Below are 16514 nucleotides of genomic sequence, written 5' to 3'. Positions count from 1 at the left end.
CAAAACCTCAAACATCAAACGTCCGACCTTTACGGTGGAGGTATGCCTGCCACTCCCCCTGCCTCCGCGGCCGCCACCGCCCACGCGCCCACCGCTGCCCGGCCCAGCCCCGCAACCCTTACGGCCCCTGGCAGGCCGCGCTCCGCCGTCGTGTCCGCAGTCATTGCATTGGTGTTGATCGGGCTGAACCTTCGGGCGGGCATCACCGGGGCATCCGCCCTGCTGCACGACCTGCAGGCAGTACTGGGCTACGGGGCGCTGGTGGCGGCCATCATCCCGTCAATTCCCACCCTTTGCTTCGCCGTGGCCGGTGCCGCTACGTCCTGGCTCAGCGGCAAGCTGGGTGTGGAGAAGGCAATCCTGCTGTCACTGGCATTGCTGGCCGGCGGGCTCCTGCTGCGCGGCATCCCCTCCACCGGCATGCTCGTGGCCGGCAGCGTGGTGGGTATGTCCGGGCTGGCCGTCTGCAATGTGGCCATGCCGTCCTTCATCCGCGAGCACTTCGCATCCCGCACCTCACTGATGACCGCCGTCTATACCGTGACCATGACCACCGGCGGCACCCTGACCTCCGTCGCGGTTGTCCCGCTGGCACAAGCCCTGGGTTCCCCGTCCGCCGCCATCGGCGCCGTTGGCTTTGCAGCCGTGGCGGCCTTCGCGGGCTTCCTGCCCGTGGCGCTGCACGCCCACCGCAACACCGTCAAAGCCGAAGCCGGCCATGTGTCCCCGTGGCCGCTGCTGCGCACCCGCAAAGGCCAGCTCCTCACCGCAATCTTCACGCTGCAGGCGCTGCTTGCATACGCCCTCTTAAGCTGGTTCCCGTACATGCTCACCACCATGGGCCTGAGCGCGGCGGACAGCGGGCTGATGTTCGGACTGATGCAGCTGGTCTCCGTCCCGGCGGGCATGGTGCTGATCGCCATCGGCGCCCGGCCCGGCATGCTGCGCCCCGCCTTCTACCTGGTGAGCGTCACCATGGCCGTGGGGCTCGCGGCGCTGCTGGTCCTTCCAGTGGGGCTGGCAGCCATCCCTGCCGTCCTGATGGGTTTCGGCCTGGGCATCTTCCCGCTGGTCATGGTGATGATCAGCCGCAGCGGCTCCAGCACCGCCGAGACCACCGCACTCTCCACGCTTGCCCAGTCCTCGGGTTACCTGCTGGCGACGGCGGGGCCGTTCGGCATGGGCCTGCTGCACAGCGCCACCGGCGGATGGGTCCTGCCGCTGGTGCTGCTGCTGGTCCTGGCGCTGGTCCAGATCGTGGTGTCACATCTGATTACGGGCCGGATGATGTCCGGGAGGCCTTCCACGGCTGCTGCGGGCCTGAATACCGCGGAAAGGAAGTAGTGCCATGTCCCTGAGCCCTTCCGTCCGCCCGCCGCTCGCCACCGAGGTCACGGCCAAGCTGCGGGCCATGGTCCACTCCGGCGAGTGGCCGCTGGACCAGCGCATCCCGCCGGAGCCCGAGCTCATGGCCAAGCTAGGCGTCTCCCGCGGCACGCTTCGCGAAGCAGTAAAGGCCCTTGCCCACGGCGGCATGCTGGAAGTGAGGCGGGGGGACGGCACGTACGTCCGGGCCACGAGCGAGATGTCCGGGGCAGCACGGCGGATGTACCAGGACCACACCGAGCAGCACATCCTGGAGGTCCGGCTGGGCCTGGACACACAGGCTGCACGGCTGGCCGCCCGCCATGCTACGGACGACGACGTCACGGCCCTGCGCTTGCTCCTCAGCACCCGGGACCAGGCCTGGAAGAACGGGGACTTCGAGGCCTGGGCAGACGCGGACTGGCGCTTCCACGAGGGCATCGCCCGGGCGTCCGGCAACCCGCTCCTGCACGAGCTCTACGCGAGTTTTGGCGCCGTGTTCCACCAGGACCTCCTCAGGCAGCGGCGCCGGCCCGGCTTCAACGGACTCCCCCGGGACGGGCATGAAACACTGCTCGACGCCATCGACCGGCGGGACCAGGACGCTGCCGTGGCCAGCGTGAACCGGAACCTGAACTCCTGCGCGGAGTGGCTGGCGGAGTAGCCACTCCGGTGATCGCGGGCACGACGGCGGCCCGGGACTTTGGTGCCCGGCCGCCGTCGTACGCTCTGGGCAGGCTACTCGCCGTGCAGGCCCGCAAAGACGTTCTTGGGGCGCTGCATCTCACCGTGCTTGGCACCAAGGATGATCACCAGGGCCGCGAAGCCGGGGATGGCCCACTGCAGGAGCTTGAGCTGCTGCTGGGCTGCCTTCAGCTCGTCCGAGGCAGCGCCGTGCGGCTCCGTTGCACCCTCAGCGCCTTCACCGGCAAGCTTCTCCACCTTCTTGCCCAGGACGCCCGAGTACAGGGTCACCGCAGCACCCACCACGGTTACGGCCGTCTTGATGACGGTGTCGCGGGCAACGCCCTCCTGCTTGGCGATGCGGCCCTTGTTCTCCCAGGCGATGGCGAGGTCGGCCGCCAGGTGGGAGGCGAAGGCTGCAGTCTGGACCGGAGCCCACTTCATCCAGCCCGCACTGGAAAGCCGGGTGCGCTCGGCGGGATCCTTGGCCTGCGCTGTTGCGCCGTTGAGCCCGATGGCGCCCATCAGGGATCCACCAAACCATGCGGCTGCCGTCAGGTCGTGAACTGAACGGGCAATGAGATTTCCTGCCATGATGTGCATTCCTAACGTCGTGAACTGGTTCCGGGTTGCCGCGTTGCCGCGGACTTCACTTGCCGTGTCCCATCGAGGTATGGTGCGCCCATGGTAAGCACACTTACTAATATTACGAAAGCCCGTCCTGGACCGTGGGGAACCGCGTAATATCGTCGCCATGGGAAACACAGGGACATTGTTCGGCTGGGCCTTCGGGGACCCCGCCCGTGAAAGTGACGGCGGCTACGTGGACGGCCTGCAGCGTGAGGCGCTGGGCAACGCGCGGGAAACGGCAAAGGCGAAGGGCGTAAGCGTTGTAGCGGGTTCCGAAGTGTTCACCGTCCTCAGCGCCGACGATTCCCTGGTGGAACTGGGCAACGCCCCCGGCCAGCTGGTGGTCCGCTGCACCGTGCACGTGGAAGGACCGGGCGCAGAGAAGCTGCGGGCCGAAGGACCCATGAACGGCTGACCCATGTCCGACGCCGAATCCACGCTCAGCCAGGCAGCGGACGTTGTCGAGGAGGCGTCCAACCACAAGGCCGTGGACGTCCTCGCCCGGACCGGGTTTGCCGTCATGGCGCTGCTGCACATCATCATCGGGGCTATTGCCATCGCAGTGGCGTTCGGGCAGCCAGGCCAGGCGGAGCCCACGGGAGCCATCGCCCAGCTGGCGGACAATCCGTGGGGGCCGGTTGTCATGTGGGCGTGCGTGGTGGCCTGCTTTGGCCTTGCTGTGTGGCAAGCCAGCGAAGCCACCTTGCGGGCCCGGAGCCTTCCCCGCAAGGAACGGCTGGCCAAGCTGGTGTCCTCAGGTTTCCTGGCCATCGCGTACGGCAGCGTGGGGGTCAGCTTCGCGGGTTTCGCAGTGGGCCAGCGCAGCGACTCGGGTGACACCACCCGCGACTTCAGTGCCAGCCTGATGGCCAACCCGCTGGGGCCATGGGTCCTCGTGGCGCTGGGCCTGACCATCCTTGGCATCGGCATCTACTTCATTGTCAAAGGGTTCCGGCGCGGGTTCAAGGAGGAGCTGTTCCGTTTCGAGGGCACCCGGCGCGGGAGGCTCATCGACAGCCTGGGCGTCACGGGCCATGTCGCCAAAGGCGTAGCCCTGGACCTCACTGGCCTGCTGTTTATCATTGCCGCCGCCAAGCACCGGCCCGAGGAGTCCACCGGACTGGACGGCAGCCTCAAGGCCCTGCAGGACCACCCGTTCGGGCCCACCCTCCTGGTGGCCATTGGCGCGGGCTTCATCGCTTACGGGATTTTCGCACTGATCCGGGCCCGGTTCGGCCGCATGTAGCCTTGGCGGTTTATGGGTAGGAAGGAAGCATGACCCAGCAGTTGCCCATTGTTTCCACCGTCACCGGGAGTGCCGGCCAGGCCTTTGCTGCCCTCTTCCGGCTCCTGAAACTCGCCCGGCCGGACCGGCCCATCCATCCCCAGGGGCTTGGCCTGGCCGGGGAGCTCACCAGGACCGGCAACCCGGCAGGCCCCAGCGGCATGGACTGGCTCGACTCACCCGGGACCGACCAGGTGGTGGCGCGTTTTTCGCGGTCGGTAGGGCTGCCGCAGGCCCTACCGGACATCCTGGGCATGGCCCTGCGGGTTTCGCCGTCCGGCAACACCGCCGGACCGGCGGATGTCCTGTTTGCCTCCACCGGGTGGCGCCTGCCGGGACGGTTCCTGCTGGTGCCGCGGCTGGATGTCGCGGGAGCCACCATGACGACGCTCATGCCCTACCGCGGCTCGCGGGGTCCGGTCCTGCTGGGACTGCGCACGCGGAGCCTCCCGCCGGGTTCGCTGGCCTCCGGAGAGTGGGTGCTGGGGCTGCACTGGGCCACACCGGGCGGGCATTGGCGGGAGTGCGGTGAACTGCGGCTGCATGCCGGCGCCAATCCCGCGGACATCCCCCTGCGTTTCGATCCCCTGGAGAACCAGCCGCCCGGGGCCCAGGCCTACGGGTGGACCCGGCGCCTGCGGAAGCCGTCCTACCGGGCCGCACGGCGGCCGGCACCTCCCGCCGTCGGACGCTCAACGGAAGCCGGACGCCCACCGGAACCCGCCGCCACACGCCAGGAAAGCACGACCTGAACCGGAAGGAACTCCATGTCCACCGTCTCACAGCTGTTCAAGTCCCCCTCCGCCGACATCTGGCGGGTCATTGCCGACGGCTGGCTGTACTCCGGCTGGGTGGTAGGCGCGTCCCGGATCAGGGACGTGGACGCCGAATGGCCCGGGCTGGGAGCCCAACTGCATCACTCAGTGGGCGCGTGGCCACTGGTAATCAACGACAGCACCCGGGTCACCGCCGTCCAGCCCGGCCGCGCACTGGAACTCGTGGCGCGAGGCTGGCCGATGGGCGAGGCCAAGGTGGAGATCACGCTTGAGGACCGCGGCAACCAGTGCCTGGTGACCATGGCCGAGGACGCCATCCGCGGTCCTGGCAAACTGATGCCGAAGTTCCTGCGGGCTCCCCTGATCTCGGCCCGGAACCGGGAGACCCTGCGGCGACTGGAGCTGATGGCCATCGGAGGCGCCGGGAAATAGCGCCCCTGGGTTAACACACTTAAAGCAGGAACCGCGGGACCAGTGGTCCCGCGGTTTCCTTTGCTTTGGTCCTAGACCTGCGCGGCGACCCCGTCGCGGGAAATGGCAACCATGTCCTCGCGCGGAACCACCTTGATGCGCTCGCGCGCGACCTCAACACCATGCGAGCCGCCAGCCTCCGTCGCCGCCCCGCCGAGGGCGAGCTCGTGCGAGTCCAGCGCCAGCCAGCCTTCCCAGCTGGTGAACTTCACGCCGCGGGCGTCGAGGAGTTCGACGACGGCATCCTGCTCCGGGGCGGACGCGACGGGGAGGCTTTCGCGGTCCTCCAGCAGGTAGGTCACGGTTTCCAGGGCGTCGCCCTTGGTGTGGCCGATCAGGCCGACCGGTCCCCGCTTGATCCAGCCGGTGGCGTAGATGCCTGGCACGTGCTTGCCGTCGGCGTCCAGGACGCGGCCGCCGTCGTTCGTGACGACGCCCTTCTTGTGGTCGAACTCCACGTCCGGCAGGGCGGAACCGAAGTAGCCGATCGCGCGGTACACAGCCTGGACCGGGTAGTCCACGTATTCGCCGGTCCCGCGGGCGTTGCCCGTGCCGTCCAGCTCGGTGCGCTCAAACCGCATGCCGGCCACCTTGCCCGGGGTCTCGGCGTCGTCATAGATCTCAACCGGGCTGTGCAGGAAGTGCAGGTGCAGGCGGCGGGAAGCTTTGAGCTCGGAGGGGTCTTCGGGCTGCTCGGCGATCCAGTTGGTGAGGGTGCCCACCATGGTCTTGGTCTGGTTGTTCGTCTGGATCTGGCGGTCCGATTCCTCGTCGAACTCGAAGTCCTCCGGGTACAGGATGATGTCCACGTCCTTGGAGTGCGACAGCTCGCGCAGCTCCAGCGGGGTGAACTTGACCTGGGCGGGACCGCGGCGGCCGAAGACGTGGACGTCGGTGACGGGCGAGGCCTTCAGGCCTGCGTAGACGTTGTCCGGGATCTCAGTGGTGAGCAGGTCATCGGCGTGCTTGGACAGGACACGGGCCACGTCCAGGGCCACGTTGCCGTTGCCGATCACGGCGATTTCCTTGGCCTCGAGCGGCCATTCGCGCGGCACGTCCGGGTGGCCGTCGTACCAGGAGACGAAGTCGGCGCCGCCGAAGGAGCCCTCCAGCTCGACGCCGGGAATGTTCAGGTCCGCGTCCTTGATGGCACCGGTGGCGAAGATGACGGCGTCGTAGTGCTTGCGGAGGTCCTCGATGGTGAGGTCCGTGCCGTAGTCCACGTTGCCGAAGAAGCGGATGTCGCCGCGGTCCAGCACCTTGTGCAGGGCGTTGACGATGCCCTTGATGCGCGGGTGGTCCGGGGCAACGCCGTAGCGGATCAGTCCGTAGGGTGCCGGGTAGCGGTCGAAGAGGTCGATGCTGACGGTCAGCTCGCCGCTCTTGACGGCTTCGCTCTTGGTGAGGATGTCGGCGGCGTACACGCCGGCCGGGCCGGAGCCAACGACGGCGACGCGCAGCGGACGCGCAGCAGATCCTACGGTGGTGCTGGATGACACGGCTGTGTTCCTTTTCTTCGTTCCCTCCCAACTAAGTAGCGCTAAGTGTCGTTATGAGGGTTCAAAACGACACTTCGCGCTACCTAGTTGGGTAGCGGGCTAGGTTGTGAGGACGGTTTTGCGGGGGCTGTTCGGGGTGGTGGTGCTGTAGTCAGCGGTCTTGAAGTGCGACGGCGCGAACGGACTCACGCGCACTACGTCGCCGATGACAATGACTGCCGGGTTGGCGACGCCGGCCGCCTGGGCCTGGTCCGCGATGGAAGCAAGCGTGCCGATGGTGACGCGCTGGTCCGGCAAGTAGCCGTTTTCCACGATACCAACAGGGGTGTCCGTGGGCAGGCCGGCTTTGCCCAGGGCGGACGCCGACTCGCGCAGCTGGCCCACACCCATCAGCAGGACGATCGTGTGGTCCGGTCGGGCAGGAACTTCGGAGAGTTCCTCGTGACCCGTGACCACGCTAAAACCTTTGGCCAGGCCGCGGTGCGTGACCGGGATGCCGGCTGCTGCGGGTACCGAGATGGCGGAGGTGACGCCGGAAACCACCTCCACCTCCACACCGTGCTGGCGGCAGTATTCGGCTTCCTCGCCGCCGCGGCCCAGGACATACGGGTCGCCGCCCTTGAGCCGGACCACGCGGTGGCCTTGCTGGGCCTCTTCGACCAGGATGCGGTTGATCTCCCCTTGCGGCACCGGGTGGTGGCCGGGTGTCTTGCCGACCTCGATGACACGGACGTCAGGGGCGAGTTCGTTCAGGAGGTCGCGGGGGCCGAGCCGGTCAGCGACGACGACGTCGGCCTGGCCCAGCAGCCTCCGGCCGCGGACCGTAATGAGGCCGGTGTCGCCCGGGCCGCCTCCCACGAGCGCCACTGATCCCCGGTGGGCACGGCGGCGCCGCAGGGGCAGGTCGCCGGTTTCGAGCGCGGTGGCGACGGCGTCGCGGAAGGCCATGGCGCGGCGCGGGTCTCCCCCGGCGTTCACTGCGATCTTGACGTCGTCCACCTCCGCGACAGCCGGAGTCCAGGCGGCGGAGGCTTCATGGTCGGAGGCGTTGACGCACCAGACCCGTTGCGCCTCGGCGTCGGCCGATACCCGGGCATCCACCTCCGGATCGCCAGTGGCCGTCTGGACGAACCAGGCACCATCAATGTCGGAAGAAAGGTAAGGCCGCGCTTCCCAGGTGAGCAGGCCGCCGTCGGCCATTTCCTGCAGCGCGGGCGAGGCAACCGGAGCCACGACGGTGACCACGGCACCGGCATCGAGCAGCCCCTTGGCGCGCCGGGCAGCAACGGGGCCGCCACCCACCACCAGCACGGGGCGGCCAAGCAGCCGCAGCGCCGTGGGGTAAATGTCCTGAATTGCCATGGATCAACGGTAGGGCCGCGTCATATTCGCCCACAAAGGCCGAGCAACACCAGTTCACGTAAGGTAACGCTGCGTCACAAAGGGTGGCGCCTCGGTGCGGCACACGAAGCTGACGGTCATGGCGCCAGTCTGCCAGGGCTCGTCCTGGTCGGCGCCGGTGCGGTCGCGGGGCACTTTGGCGCGTCCCGGCGTCGAACCGGCCCTGAAACCCGGCGTGTCCGTGTCAAAGTGCCCCGGTTCCGCCGGGGCAGGAACGGCAAAGCCCGACGGCGGGAGGTCGCCGTCGGGCCTGAAAGGTGCGCTGGGTGCGGGGCTAGCGGGTGCTGCCGGCCAGGAGTCCGCGGCGACGCAGGAGTCGCTTCTCGATGGGGCCGAAGACCAGCAGTTCGATCAGGATGCCGACGGCGAGGATCAGCAGGATGGCCGCCATAACTACCGCCATGTCGGACAAGGTGCGGCCCTGGTCCAGCAGCGAGCCAAGGCCGAAGCCGATGGTGCCGCCCACCGCGATGATTTCGGCCGCCATGAGGGAGCGCCAGGAGAAGGCCCAGCCCTGCTTGAGGCCGCCCAGGTAACCGGGCAGCGCCGCGGGAAGGATGACCTGGAGTGCCATCTGGAGCCGTGATGCGCCCAGGACGGTGCCCACGCGCCGGTATTGCGGCGGGATCTGGTCCACGCCGGAGATTAGCCCGTTGATGATGGACGGAATGGCACCCATGAACACCACAAAGTAGACGGTTGCGTCGGTGAGGCCGAACCAGATGATGGCGGCGGGCACCCAGGCCACGGACGGCAGCACCTGCAGGCCGGAGATCAGCGGCCCGAAAGCGCGGCGCAGCGGTGCAACCTGCGCCAGCAGCAGGCCCACGGGGGTGGCAATGGCCACGCTGATCACGAAGCCAATGATGCCGCGCTGCAGCGAAGTCCAAACGGATTCCTGGACCTTGCCCTCGCCCCAGAGGAGTGCCATTTGGTTCAGTACGTCCAGCGGCCCCGGCACCTGGTCGCGGCGCTTGAGCCCAAGGGAGACGTAGAACTGCCAGATGAGCACCAGGACCACCAGCGCTGCGATCGGCAGCAGGATGCGACTCCAGTCGATCCTGTGCTTTCGCTCCGCATGGGACTGCAGCGAATCGAGCCCGGACTCGAGTTCGCGAAGGTCCTCCTTGCCGGTGGACGTCCGGGTCAAAGCGGCATGCACGTGCTCACGGGCTGCGGTTTCGACAGGCTCAACAACCGGCTCCTCCTGGACCACAAACGGGTTACTTGGCATGGCGGCGAATCTCCTCACGCAGCCGGGCGGTGATGACCCCGGTCAGCTGGCCGGCGAGCCCGGCGTCGGTTCGGTGTTCCTCGGTGACGGCCCACTCCTGGACCACGCGGCCGGGGCGCGAGGACAGCAGCAGGACGCGCTGGCCCAGCCGGACGGCCTCGCGGACGTTGTGGGTGACGAAGACGATGGTGCGGCCGGTTTCCTTCCAGATGCGTTCCAGCTCGTCGTGCAGCAGGTCGCGGGTGATGGCGTCCAGCGCGGCGAACGGCTCGTCCATCAGGAGCAGCTGCCGGTCCTGTGCGAGGGACCGCGCCAGGGAGACGCGCTGCCGCATGCCGCCGGACAGTTCGTGCGGCCGCTTGTCCCCGGCGGACCCCAGGTGCACCAGCTCAAGGAGTTCCTGGGCCTTGGTGCGGCGTTCGGCCTTGCCAACACCGCGCAGCTTCAGGGCCAGTTCGATGTTCTCCCTGGCAGTCAGCCAGGGGAAGAGGGCGGCGTCCTGGAACATGAAGGCGGCGCCGTCGCTGGGCACTTCCAGGGCGCCCGACGTCGGCGCTTCAAGTCCCGCGATGATGTTCAGGAGGGTGGATTTGCCGCAGCCGGAGGCACCGAGGAGGGCGACGAACTCGCCCTGCTTGATGTTGGCGTTGACGTCGTCCAGTACCGGGGCGCCGTCGCCGAAGCGCTTGCCCAGGTGTTCCAGTACGACTGGCATGGTGCCGTCCTTAGGTAGAGGGTGGGGTCAGTCCTGGCCGAGGCCGGCTGCTGAAATCCTGCTGGTTCCGGTGACTTCGTTGAGCGCCCTGAGGTCGAAGAGGCCGTTGATGTCGGCCTTTTTGGTTGTCCCGGCCTCGACGCCGTCCTGCAGCAGCTTGGGGTAGCTCCCGGCCAGCGGATCGAGGGTGAAGGTGATGTTCGCCATCGACCTGGCGAGGACGTCGGCGGGCAGCGCTGCCCCGGCGGATTCCTGCAGGGCGCCGTTGATGATGCTGGCTTTCTCATCGGCCGGTGCAGAATTGAGCCATGCCACCGACTCCGCGTTGCCCTTCACGAGGGCCTTGACGGTGTCCGGGTGGTCAGCGGCGAACTTCTGGTTCACGATCAGGATGGTGGTGGGAAACTCGCCCGGCTTGCCGGTGCCGGTTCCGTCCCAGAGGTCCTTCTCATCCACCAGCACCTTGGCTCCGGCCTGGAGCACCAGCCGTGACGCCCATGGCTCAGGCAACCACGCGCCGTCGAGCTTTCCGTCCTGGAACAGTTTCAGGGCCTGGGCGTTGTCCGTGGGGTTGATGGCGACATCGCCGCTGCCGTCCACGCTGGTCTTGTAGCCCTGCTTGGCGAGCCAGGCGCGGAGCGCTACGTCCTGGGTGCCGCCGAGCTGCGGCGTGGCCAGGGTCTTGCCCCTGAGGTCCGCTGCCGAGTTGATGCCGGGCTTGACCACCAGCTGGGCACCACCGGCAGCGGCGCCCGCAATCACGCGCACGGACTGGCCCTGGCTCTTGGCGAACGAGTTGATGGCCGGGTTGGGGCCGATGTAGGCGGCGTCGATGGCCCCGGCGTTCAGGGCTTCGATGGCGGCCGGGCCGGCGTTGAAGGTTTCGGTGCTGAGCTTGGTACTGCCCAGCGCATCCGCAAGGAAACCTTTCTTGATGCCCACCAGGGCCGGGGCGTGGGTGACGTTGCCGAAGTAGCCCAGCTTCAGCTCCGCAGCCGGGCTGGGCTCAGCGGCATGGGCCTCGCTGTTGCGGGAAATGTTCGAGGCCACAACGGCGCCGACGGCGATCAGCAGGACCAGCCCGATGGCCAGGGCAGCCTCGACGGCGCGCCTGCGCGTGGGAACCGCGCTTTCGCCTGCCACGATGCGGGTCATCCCGGGCTTGGAACTAGTCATTGTTTCACCATATGGAGTGGTCCGAACCCGTTCAATGAAGCGGAAACGGGGGGTCACGCACGTTCATCTGGCGTCACATTTGGCCGCTCTGCTGCCCGGTTCCGCAGATTCAGTTGCCTTTGACGTTGACCAACTGCCGCAGCTTGTGCCGCACGGTGACCAGGTCCGCAGCGTCCTGCATGACCTGGTCGATCGGTTTGTACGCGGCAGGAATTTCGTCGATGAAGGCCTCCGACGCCCGGAACTCGATCCCCCGCATGGCCCGCTTGAGTTCCGCCTGAGCTTCCCACGCCGCTGCCGGCTGCGGACGAATCGTTCGGAACCTTTGCGGTTAACGTGCGGCTGCCGCAACAACGCGAAATCGCCGGAACGCTGCCGGACAGCCGTAGCGTTACGGCGACCTGGCAGCGTTCCGGCGATTCCGGCGGGAACTCAGATGGAGTAGCGTTCGTCCTCGTGGTCGCCCGGGTGGTCCTTGACCAGGCCGGCGGCCAACGTGTTGCCGTCCAGCGGATCGATCACCAGGAATGCTCCGGTGCGGCGGTGGTGCAGGTAGTTCTCCAGCGGCAGCGGGGCCGCGAGTCGGAGCTGCGCGTGGCCGATGTCGTTGAGCTCCAGGCTGGAAGCGCCCTCGAGTTTGAAGGTTGCCAGGTCCAGCTTGCCGGCCACGCTGCGGACCATCGCCTGGACGGTGCGGGTGCCGTGCTTGACCAGCACCTTGGCGCCTTCGCGGAGCGGCTTGGGCGAGAGCCAGCACAGGGCCGCGTAGAGGTCGGCGGAGGCTTCGCGGACAGTGCCTGCGGCGGCGATGGTGTCACCGCGGGCGACGTCGAACTCATCTGCCAGCCGGATGGCCACAGACTGCGGCGCCGCGGCTTCCTCCATTGAGGCGCCGGCGAAATCGATGCCCACCACGGTGGTGGTCCGCGGCGACTGGCCCGGCGTCAGTACGGACACCTGGTCACCCACCTTCACGGACCCTTCGGTGATCTGGCCGGCATAGGCGCGGTAGTCGCGGTAGGCCTCCGCGTCCAGGCCAGCGGCCACGGCGTCGGGAGCAAGGGCGCCCTGCGGCCGGACGACCAGCTGCACCGGGAAGCGGAAGCTTTCCAGGTGGCTCTCAAGTTCGTCGGCGGCCGGGAGGGTTTCGAGGACCTCCAACAGCGCCGGGCCGGTGTACCAGGGGGTGCGCGCGGAGCGTTCCACCACATTGTCGCCATCCAGCGCGGAAACCGGGATGACCAGCAGGTCGGAAATGCCGTCCGAACCCAGGCCCAGCTCGCGGCCCACCTGCTGCACGTCGGCTTCGATCCCGCGGAACACGGGCTCGCTGAAGTCCACCAGGTCGATCTTGTTCACGGCCACGATCACGTGCGCCACGCGCAGCAGCTGCAGCACGGACAGGTGCCGGCGGGTCTGCTCCAGCACACCCTTGCGGGCGTCAATGAGTACGACGACGGCATCCGCGGTGGACGCACCCGTCACCGTGTTCTTGGTGTACTGAACGTGCCCGGGGCAGTCGGCCAGGATGAAGCTGCGCTGGTCGGTGGCGAAGTAGCGGTAGGCGACGTCGATGGTGATGCCCTGTTCACGCTCGGCGCGCAGGCCGTCGGTCAGGAGTGCCAGGTCGATGCCGCCCTTCTCGCCGCCGAAGCCGCGGTCCGCGGAGGTGCGGGCAACGGCGTCGAGCTGGTCAGCCAGGATGGCCTTGGAATCGTGAAGGAGGCGGCCCACCAAAGTGGACTTGCCGTCGTCGACCGATCCTGCGGTGGCGAACCGGAAAAGCGTGGTGGGCAGGGCTGTTTCCAGGTCCGCCGGGAGAACTGCTTCGGTGGTCATTAGAAATACCCGTCCTTCTTGCGGTCTTCCATGGCGGCCTCGGAGATGCGGTCATCTGCCCGGGTGGCGCCACGTTCGGTGAGGGTGGAGGCGGCGACTTCAACCACGACGTCGGACACCGTGTACGCGTTGGACTCCACGGCGCCCGTGCAGGACATGTCGCCTACGGTGCGGTAGCGGACAGTCTTGGTGATGACGTCCTCGCCCTCGCGCGGCTGGGAAACCTCGCCCACTGCACGCCACATGCCGTCGCGGGCGAAGACCTCGCGCTCGTGGGCGTAGTACAGGCCGGGCAGCTCGATGTTCTCGCGCTCGATGTAGCGCCAGATGTCCAGTTCGGTCCAGTTGCTGATGGGGAACGCGCGGACGTGCTGGCCCACCGTGTGGCGGCCGTTGTACAGGTTCCACAGTTCGGGGCGCTGGTTGCGCGGATCCCACTGTCCGAATTCGTCACGCAGGCTCAGGATGCGCTCCTTTGCGCGTGCCTTGTCCTCGTCGCGGCGGCCGCCACCGAACACGGCATCGAACTTGTTGGACTGGATGGCGTCCAGCAGCGGAACGGTCTGCAGCGGGTTACGGGTACCGTCGGCACGCTCGGCCAGCTCGCCGCGGTCGATGAACTCCTGCACTGAGCCGACAACCAGCTTCAGGCCCAGTCGCTCCACCGTGCGGTCACGGAAGTCGATGACCTCGGGGAAGTTGTGGCCGGTGTCCACGTGCAGCACGGGGAACGGAACCTTCCCCGGCCAGAAGGCCTTGGTGGCCAGGTGCAGCATCACCACGGAGTCCTTGCCGCCGGAGAACAGCAGCGCAGGCTTCTCGAACTCGGCCACGACCTCGCGGATGATGTGGATGGCCTCGGACTCGAGGGTGTCCAGCGACGAAAGGCGCGTTGAGATGGCGGACTCAGTCACCTGGGTCTCCTCGGTTAGTGAAGTGCTCATACGTGTAGCCCGCATTCTGTCTTGTCGGATCCTGCCCAGCGGCCGGCGCGGGGGTCTTCGCCGGGCGCCACCTTTCGGGTGCAGGGCTGGCAGCCAATCGAGGGGTAGCCCTGGGAAAGCAGCGGGTTGACGGGCAGGAGGTTGTCATCGGAGTACTGGACCAGCTGGTCGAACGTCCAGGCAGCCATCGGGTTGACCTTGACCAGGCCGTTCTTCTCGTCCCAGGTCACCAGCGGGGTGTTGGTCCGCGTGGGGGCTTCATCGCGGCGGACGCCGGTGAACCAGAGTTCGTAGCCGGCCAGCGTGCGCTGCAGCGGGGCCACCTTTCGCAGGGCGCAGCACTGGGCGGCGTCTCGGGCGAAGAGGTCCTTGCCGAGGAGCCGGTCCTGCTGCTCCACGGTGTTCTCGGGGAGCACGTCCACCACGTTGACGCGGAGGTTCGCGGCCACCTCGTCGCGCGTGGCGTAGGTCTCCGGGAAGTGGTAGCCGGTCTCCAGGAACAGGACGTCGACGCCAGGAATCTGGTCCGCGACCAGGGCCGGCAGGACGGCGTCGGCCATGGAGCAGGCGACGGCGACCGCGGGCAGCTCGAAGTTCCGCTCCACCCACGCGATGACGTCGCGGGCGGGAGCGTCCCAGCCGAGCTCGGCGGCGCCGGCTTCAGCGAGGGCCTTCAGCTCGTCCTTGGGGCGGATGGCAGGTACGGGCGCGGCGTGCTTACTCACTGGAGTGCCTCCTCGTCTGCTGCGTGGGCCCACTCGGCGAAGGTCTGGCCCTCGGCGCGGTCGGCAACGAACCGGCGGACCACGCGCTCCACGTAGTCGGGCAGGTCATCAACATAGACCTTGAGGCCGCGGACGGTGCGTCCCAGGCCCGCTTCCTCGCGGTCGTTGTTGGCCAGCCCGCCGCCCAGGTGGACCTGGAAACCCGGGGAGGGGTCGCCGTCGGGCGTTGGCAGCATCATGCCCTTGAGCCCGATGTCGGCCGTCTGGATGCGGGCGCAGGAGTTGGGGCAGCCGTTGATGTGGAGGGACAGTGCCGCGGGCAGCCGGCCCGAGTCGGCGAGGTCTGCCAGGCGGCGTTCCAGCTCGGCGACCGCACTTGCGGCGGTCATCTTGGTTTCCACGATGGCCAGCTTGCAGTACTCGATGCCGGTGCAGGCGATGGTGCCGCGGCGGAACACGGAGGGCCGGGCGGACAAGCCCAGGGCGTCCAGTTCGGCGATGAGCGGCTCCACGTGGTCCTTTTCGACGTCCAGCACCACGATCTTCTGGTGCGGGGTGGTGCGCAGCCGGTACGAGCCGCGTGCCTCCAGGGTGTCGGCGAGCTTGACCAGGCCGGAGCCGGACAGGCGGCCGCCCAGCGGGGTGGCACCGATGAAGAACTTGCCGTCCTTCTGTTCGTGCACGCCCACGTGGTCGCCGGGGGTGGCGGGCTTGGGCGCTGCGGGGCCGTCGGCCAGCTTGTAGCCCAGGTATTCGTCCTCCAGGACCTGGCGGAATTTCTCCGTGCCCCAGTCGGCCAGGAGGAATTTCAGGCGGGCCTTGGTGCGCATGCGGCGGTAACCGTAGTCGCGGAAGATGCTGGTGACGCCCAGCCACACGTCGGCGGCCTGGTCCGGCTGGACAAAGGCACCGAGGCGCTTGGCCAGCATCGGGTTGGTGGCCAGGGCGCCGCCAACCCACAGGTCGTAGCCGGCGCCCAGTTCGGGGTGGACCATCCCCACCAGGCCGAAGTCGTTGATTTCGTGGACCACGTCCTGGCTGGGGTGGCCGGTGATGGCGGTCTTGTACTTGCGCGGCAGGTTGGACAGGATCGGGTTGCCGATGAACCGTTCGCCCAGCTCTGCGATGAGCGGCGTGGGGTCGATGATCTCGTCCTTGGCGATGCCTGCCACGGGCGAGCCCAGGATCACTCGCGGAACGTCGCCGCAGGCTTCGGTGGTGGACAGGCCAACGGCTTCGAGGCGCCGCCAGATTTCGGGGACGTTCTCCACCTCGATCCAGTGCAGCTGGATGTTCTGGCGGTCGGTGACGTCGGCCGAATCGCGCGCGAAGTCCACAGAGATCTGGCCGATGACGCGCAACTGCTCCGTGGTGAGTGCGCCGCCGTCGATCCGCACGCGGAGCATGAAGTACTTGTCCTCCAGCTCATGCGGCTCAAGGGTGGCGGTCTTGCCGCCGTCGATCCCCTGTTTGCGCTGGGTGTACAGGCCCCACCAGCGGAACCGGCCGTGCAGGTCCTGGCTGGGGATGGCGTCGAAGCCTTCCTTGGCGTAGATGGACTCGATACGCTCGCGGACGTTCAGGCCGTCGTCTTCCTGCTTCCAGGTTTCGTTGGCGTTCAGCGGCGTTTTGCCGTCCACCTTCCACTGCCCGTGCGGCTTCGCGGCGGGGCGGGACGGGCGGGCGGGGCGCTTCGCGGCAGCGGAGTCCGCCGACGCTCCGGCTAGAGCTGTATCAGTCATGCATCGACTCTAGGGCGCCCCCGATTTG

Annotated in this window: 16 protein-coding genes and 1 pseudogene; 6 read left to right on the top strand and 11 right to left on the bottom strand. The window is 67.8% G+C overall.

The features are described from left to right. Positions 1 to 42 precede the first annotated feature (42 nt). Both IEW19_RS03895 and IEW19_RS03890 read left to right on the top strand, forming a co-directional pair. The gene (locus IEW19_RS03895; RefSeq protein ID WP_188570350.1) at positions 43 to 1344 is read left to right on the top strand and encodes an MFS transporter; all 1302 of its coding nucleotides are present in this window, start codon (positions 43 to 45) and stop codon (positions 1342 to 1344) included. A 4-nt stretch (positions 1345 to 1348) separates the two neighbouring features. Further along, positions 1349 to 2029: a FadR/GntR family transcriptional regulator gene (locus tag IEW19_RS03890; protein WP_188570349.1), complete on the top strand. Its 681-nt coding sequence runs from the start codon at positions 1349 to 1351 to the stop codon at positions 2027 to 2029. A gap of 74 nt (positions 2030 to 2103) precedes the next feature. Here IEW19_RS03890 and IEW19_RS03885 read toward each other — a convergent pair whose 3' ends face one another. Continuing rightward, a complete protein-coding gene (locus IEW19_RS03885) occupies positions 2104 to 2643 on the bottom strand; it encodes a hypothetical protein (RefSeq protein WP_188570348.1) in 540 nt (179 codons plus the stop codon). 160 nt (positions 2644 to 2803) lie between these two features. On the opposite strand from IEW19_RS03885, the gene IEW19_RS03880 reads away from it, so the two are divergent. From IEW19_RS03880 to IEW19_RS03865, 4 genes are read left to right on the top strand one after another with little or no spacing between them, the layout of a single operon-like run. Beyond that, positions 2804 to 3094, top strand: coding sequence for a hypothetical protein (locus IEW19_RS03880; protein WP_188570347.1), 291 nt, complete (start codon positions 2804 to 2806; stop codon positions 3092 to 3094). Between the two features lie 3 nt (positions 3095 to 3097). After that, on the top strand, positions 3098 to 3925 hold the full coding sequence (locus tag IEW19_RS03875) for a DUF1206 domain-containing protein (protein ID WP_188570346.1): 828 nt from the start codon (positions 3098 to 3100) through the stop codon (positions 3923 to 3925). A 29-nt stretch (positions 3926 to 3954) separates the two neighbouring features. Then, the gene (locus IEW19_RS03870; RefSeq protein WP_188570345.1) at positions 3955 to 4716 is read left to right on the top strand and encodes a hypothetical protein; all 762 of its coding nucleotides are present in this window, start codon (positions 3955 to 3957) and stop codon (positions 4714 to 4716) included. A 15-nt stretch (positions 4717 to 4731) separates the two neighbouring features. Further along, a complete protein-coding gene (locus tag IEW19_RS03865; protein ID WP_188570344.1) occupies positions 4732 to 5172 on the top strand; it encodes an SRPBCC family protein in 441 nt (146 codons plus the stop codon). 71 nt (positions 5173 to 5243) lie between these two features. On the opposite strand, the gene IEW19_RS03860 is transcribed toward IEW19_RS03865, so the two are convergent. The 10 genes and pseudogenes from IEW19_RS03860 to IEW19_RS03815 form a co-directional block, all read right to left on the bottom strand. Next, complete coding sequence (locus tag IEW19_RS03860; protein ID WP_188570343.1) at positions 5244 to 6710, bottom strand: FAD-dependent oxidoreductase; 1467 nt, start codon at positions 6708 to 6710, stop codon at positions 5244 to 5246. A 99-nt stretch (positions 6711 to 6809) separates the two neighbouring features. Continuing rightward, positions 6810 to 8072 carry a uroporphyrinogen-III C-methyltransferase gene (gene cobA / locus IEW19_RS03855; protein ID WP_188570342.1) on the bottom strand — a complete coding sequence of 421 codons (1263 nt, stop codon included), beginning with the start codon at positions 8070 to 8072 and terminating at the stop codon, positions 6810 to 6812. A gap of 313 nt (positions 8073 to 8385) precedes the next feature. Then, positions 8386 to 9345 carry an ABC transporter permease gene (locus IEW19_RS03850; protein ID WP_188570341.1) on the bottom strand — a complete coding sequence of 320 codons (960 nt, stop codon included), beginning with the start codon at positions 9343 to 9345 and terminating at the stop codon, positions 8386 to 8388. Beyond that, positions 9335 to 10060, bottom strand: coding sequence for an ABC transporter ATP-binding protein (locus tag IEW19_RS03845; RefSeq protein ID WP_175316208.1), 726 nt, complete (start codon positions 10058 to 10060; stop codon positions 9335 to 9337). The genes IEW19_RS03850 and IEW19_RS03845 overlap by 11 nt, the downstream gene beginning before the upstream one ends. Positions 10061 to 10087: 27 nt before the next feature. Next, positions 10088 to 11215, bottom strand: coding sequence for an ABC transporter substrate-binding protein (locus IEW19_RS03840; RefSeq protein WP_188570400.1), 1128 nt, complete (start codon positions 11213 to 11215; stop codon positions 10088 to 10090). A 130-nt stretch (positions 11216 to 11345) separates the two neighbouring features. Then, positions 11346 to 11510 (bottom strand): annotated as a pseudogene (locus IEW19_RS03835) (RtcB family protein); the annotation flags it as partial. A gap of 158 nt (positions 11511 to 11668) precedes the next feature. Further along, the gene (locus tag IEW19_RS03830) at positions 11669 to 13075 is read right to left on the bottom strand and encodes a sulfate adenylyltransferase subunit 1 (protein WP_188570340.1); all 1407 of its coding nucleotides are present in this window, start codon (positions 13073 to 13075) and stop codon (positions 11669 to 11671) included. Continuing rightward, positions 13075 to 14019 (bottom strand): sulfate adenylyltransferase subunit CysD, encoded by a 945-nt coding sequence (gene cysD / locus IEW19_RS03825; protein ID WP_188570339.1) that lies wholly within the window; start codon positions 14017 to 14019, stop codon positions 13075 to 13077. The genes IEW19_RS03830 and cysD overlap by 1 nt, the downstream gene beginning before the upstream one ends. Continuing rightward, on the bottom strand, positions 14016 to 14744 hold the full coding sequence (locus IEW19_RS03820; RefSeq protein ID WP_188570338.1) for a phosphoadenylyl-sulfate reductase: 729 nt from the start codon (positions 14742 to 14744) through the stop codon (positions 14016 to 14018). Before IEW19_RS03820 ends, cysD begins: the two co-directional genes overlap by 4 nt. Further along, positions 14741 to 16486 carry a nitrite/sulfite reductase gene (locus IEW19_RS03815; protein ID WP_188570337.1) on the bottom strand — a complete coding sequence of 582 codons (1746 nt, stop codon included), beginning with the start codon at positions 16484 to 16486 and terminating at the stop codon, positions 14741 to 14743. Before IEW19_RS03815 ends, IEW19_RS03820 begins: the two co-directional genes overlap by 4 nt. Positions 16487 to 16514 lie beyond the last annotated feature (28 nt).

Source organism: Arthrobacter liuii (genome assembly GCF_014639275.1).
Taxonomy (GTDB): domain Bacteria; phylum Actinomycetota; class Actinomycetes; order Actinomycetales; family Micrococcaceae; genus Arthrobacter; species Arthrobacter liuii.
The sequence above is the reverse complement of the archived record's forward strand: the minus strand, read 5'-3'. Positions and strand labels throughout refer to the sequence as shown.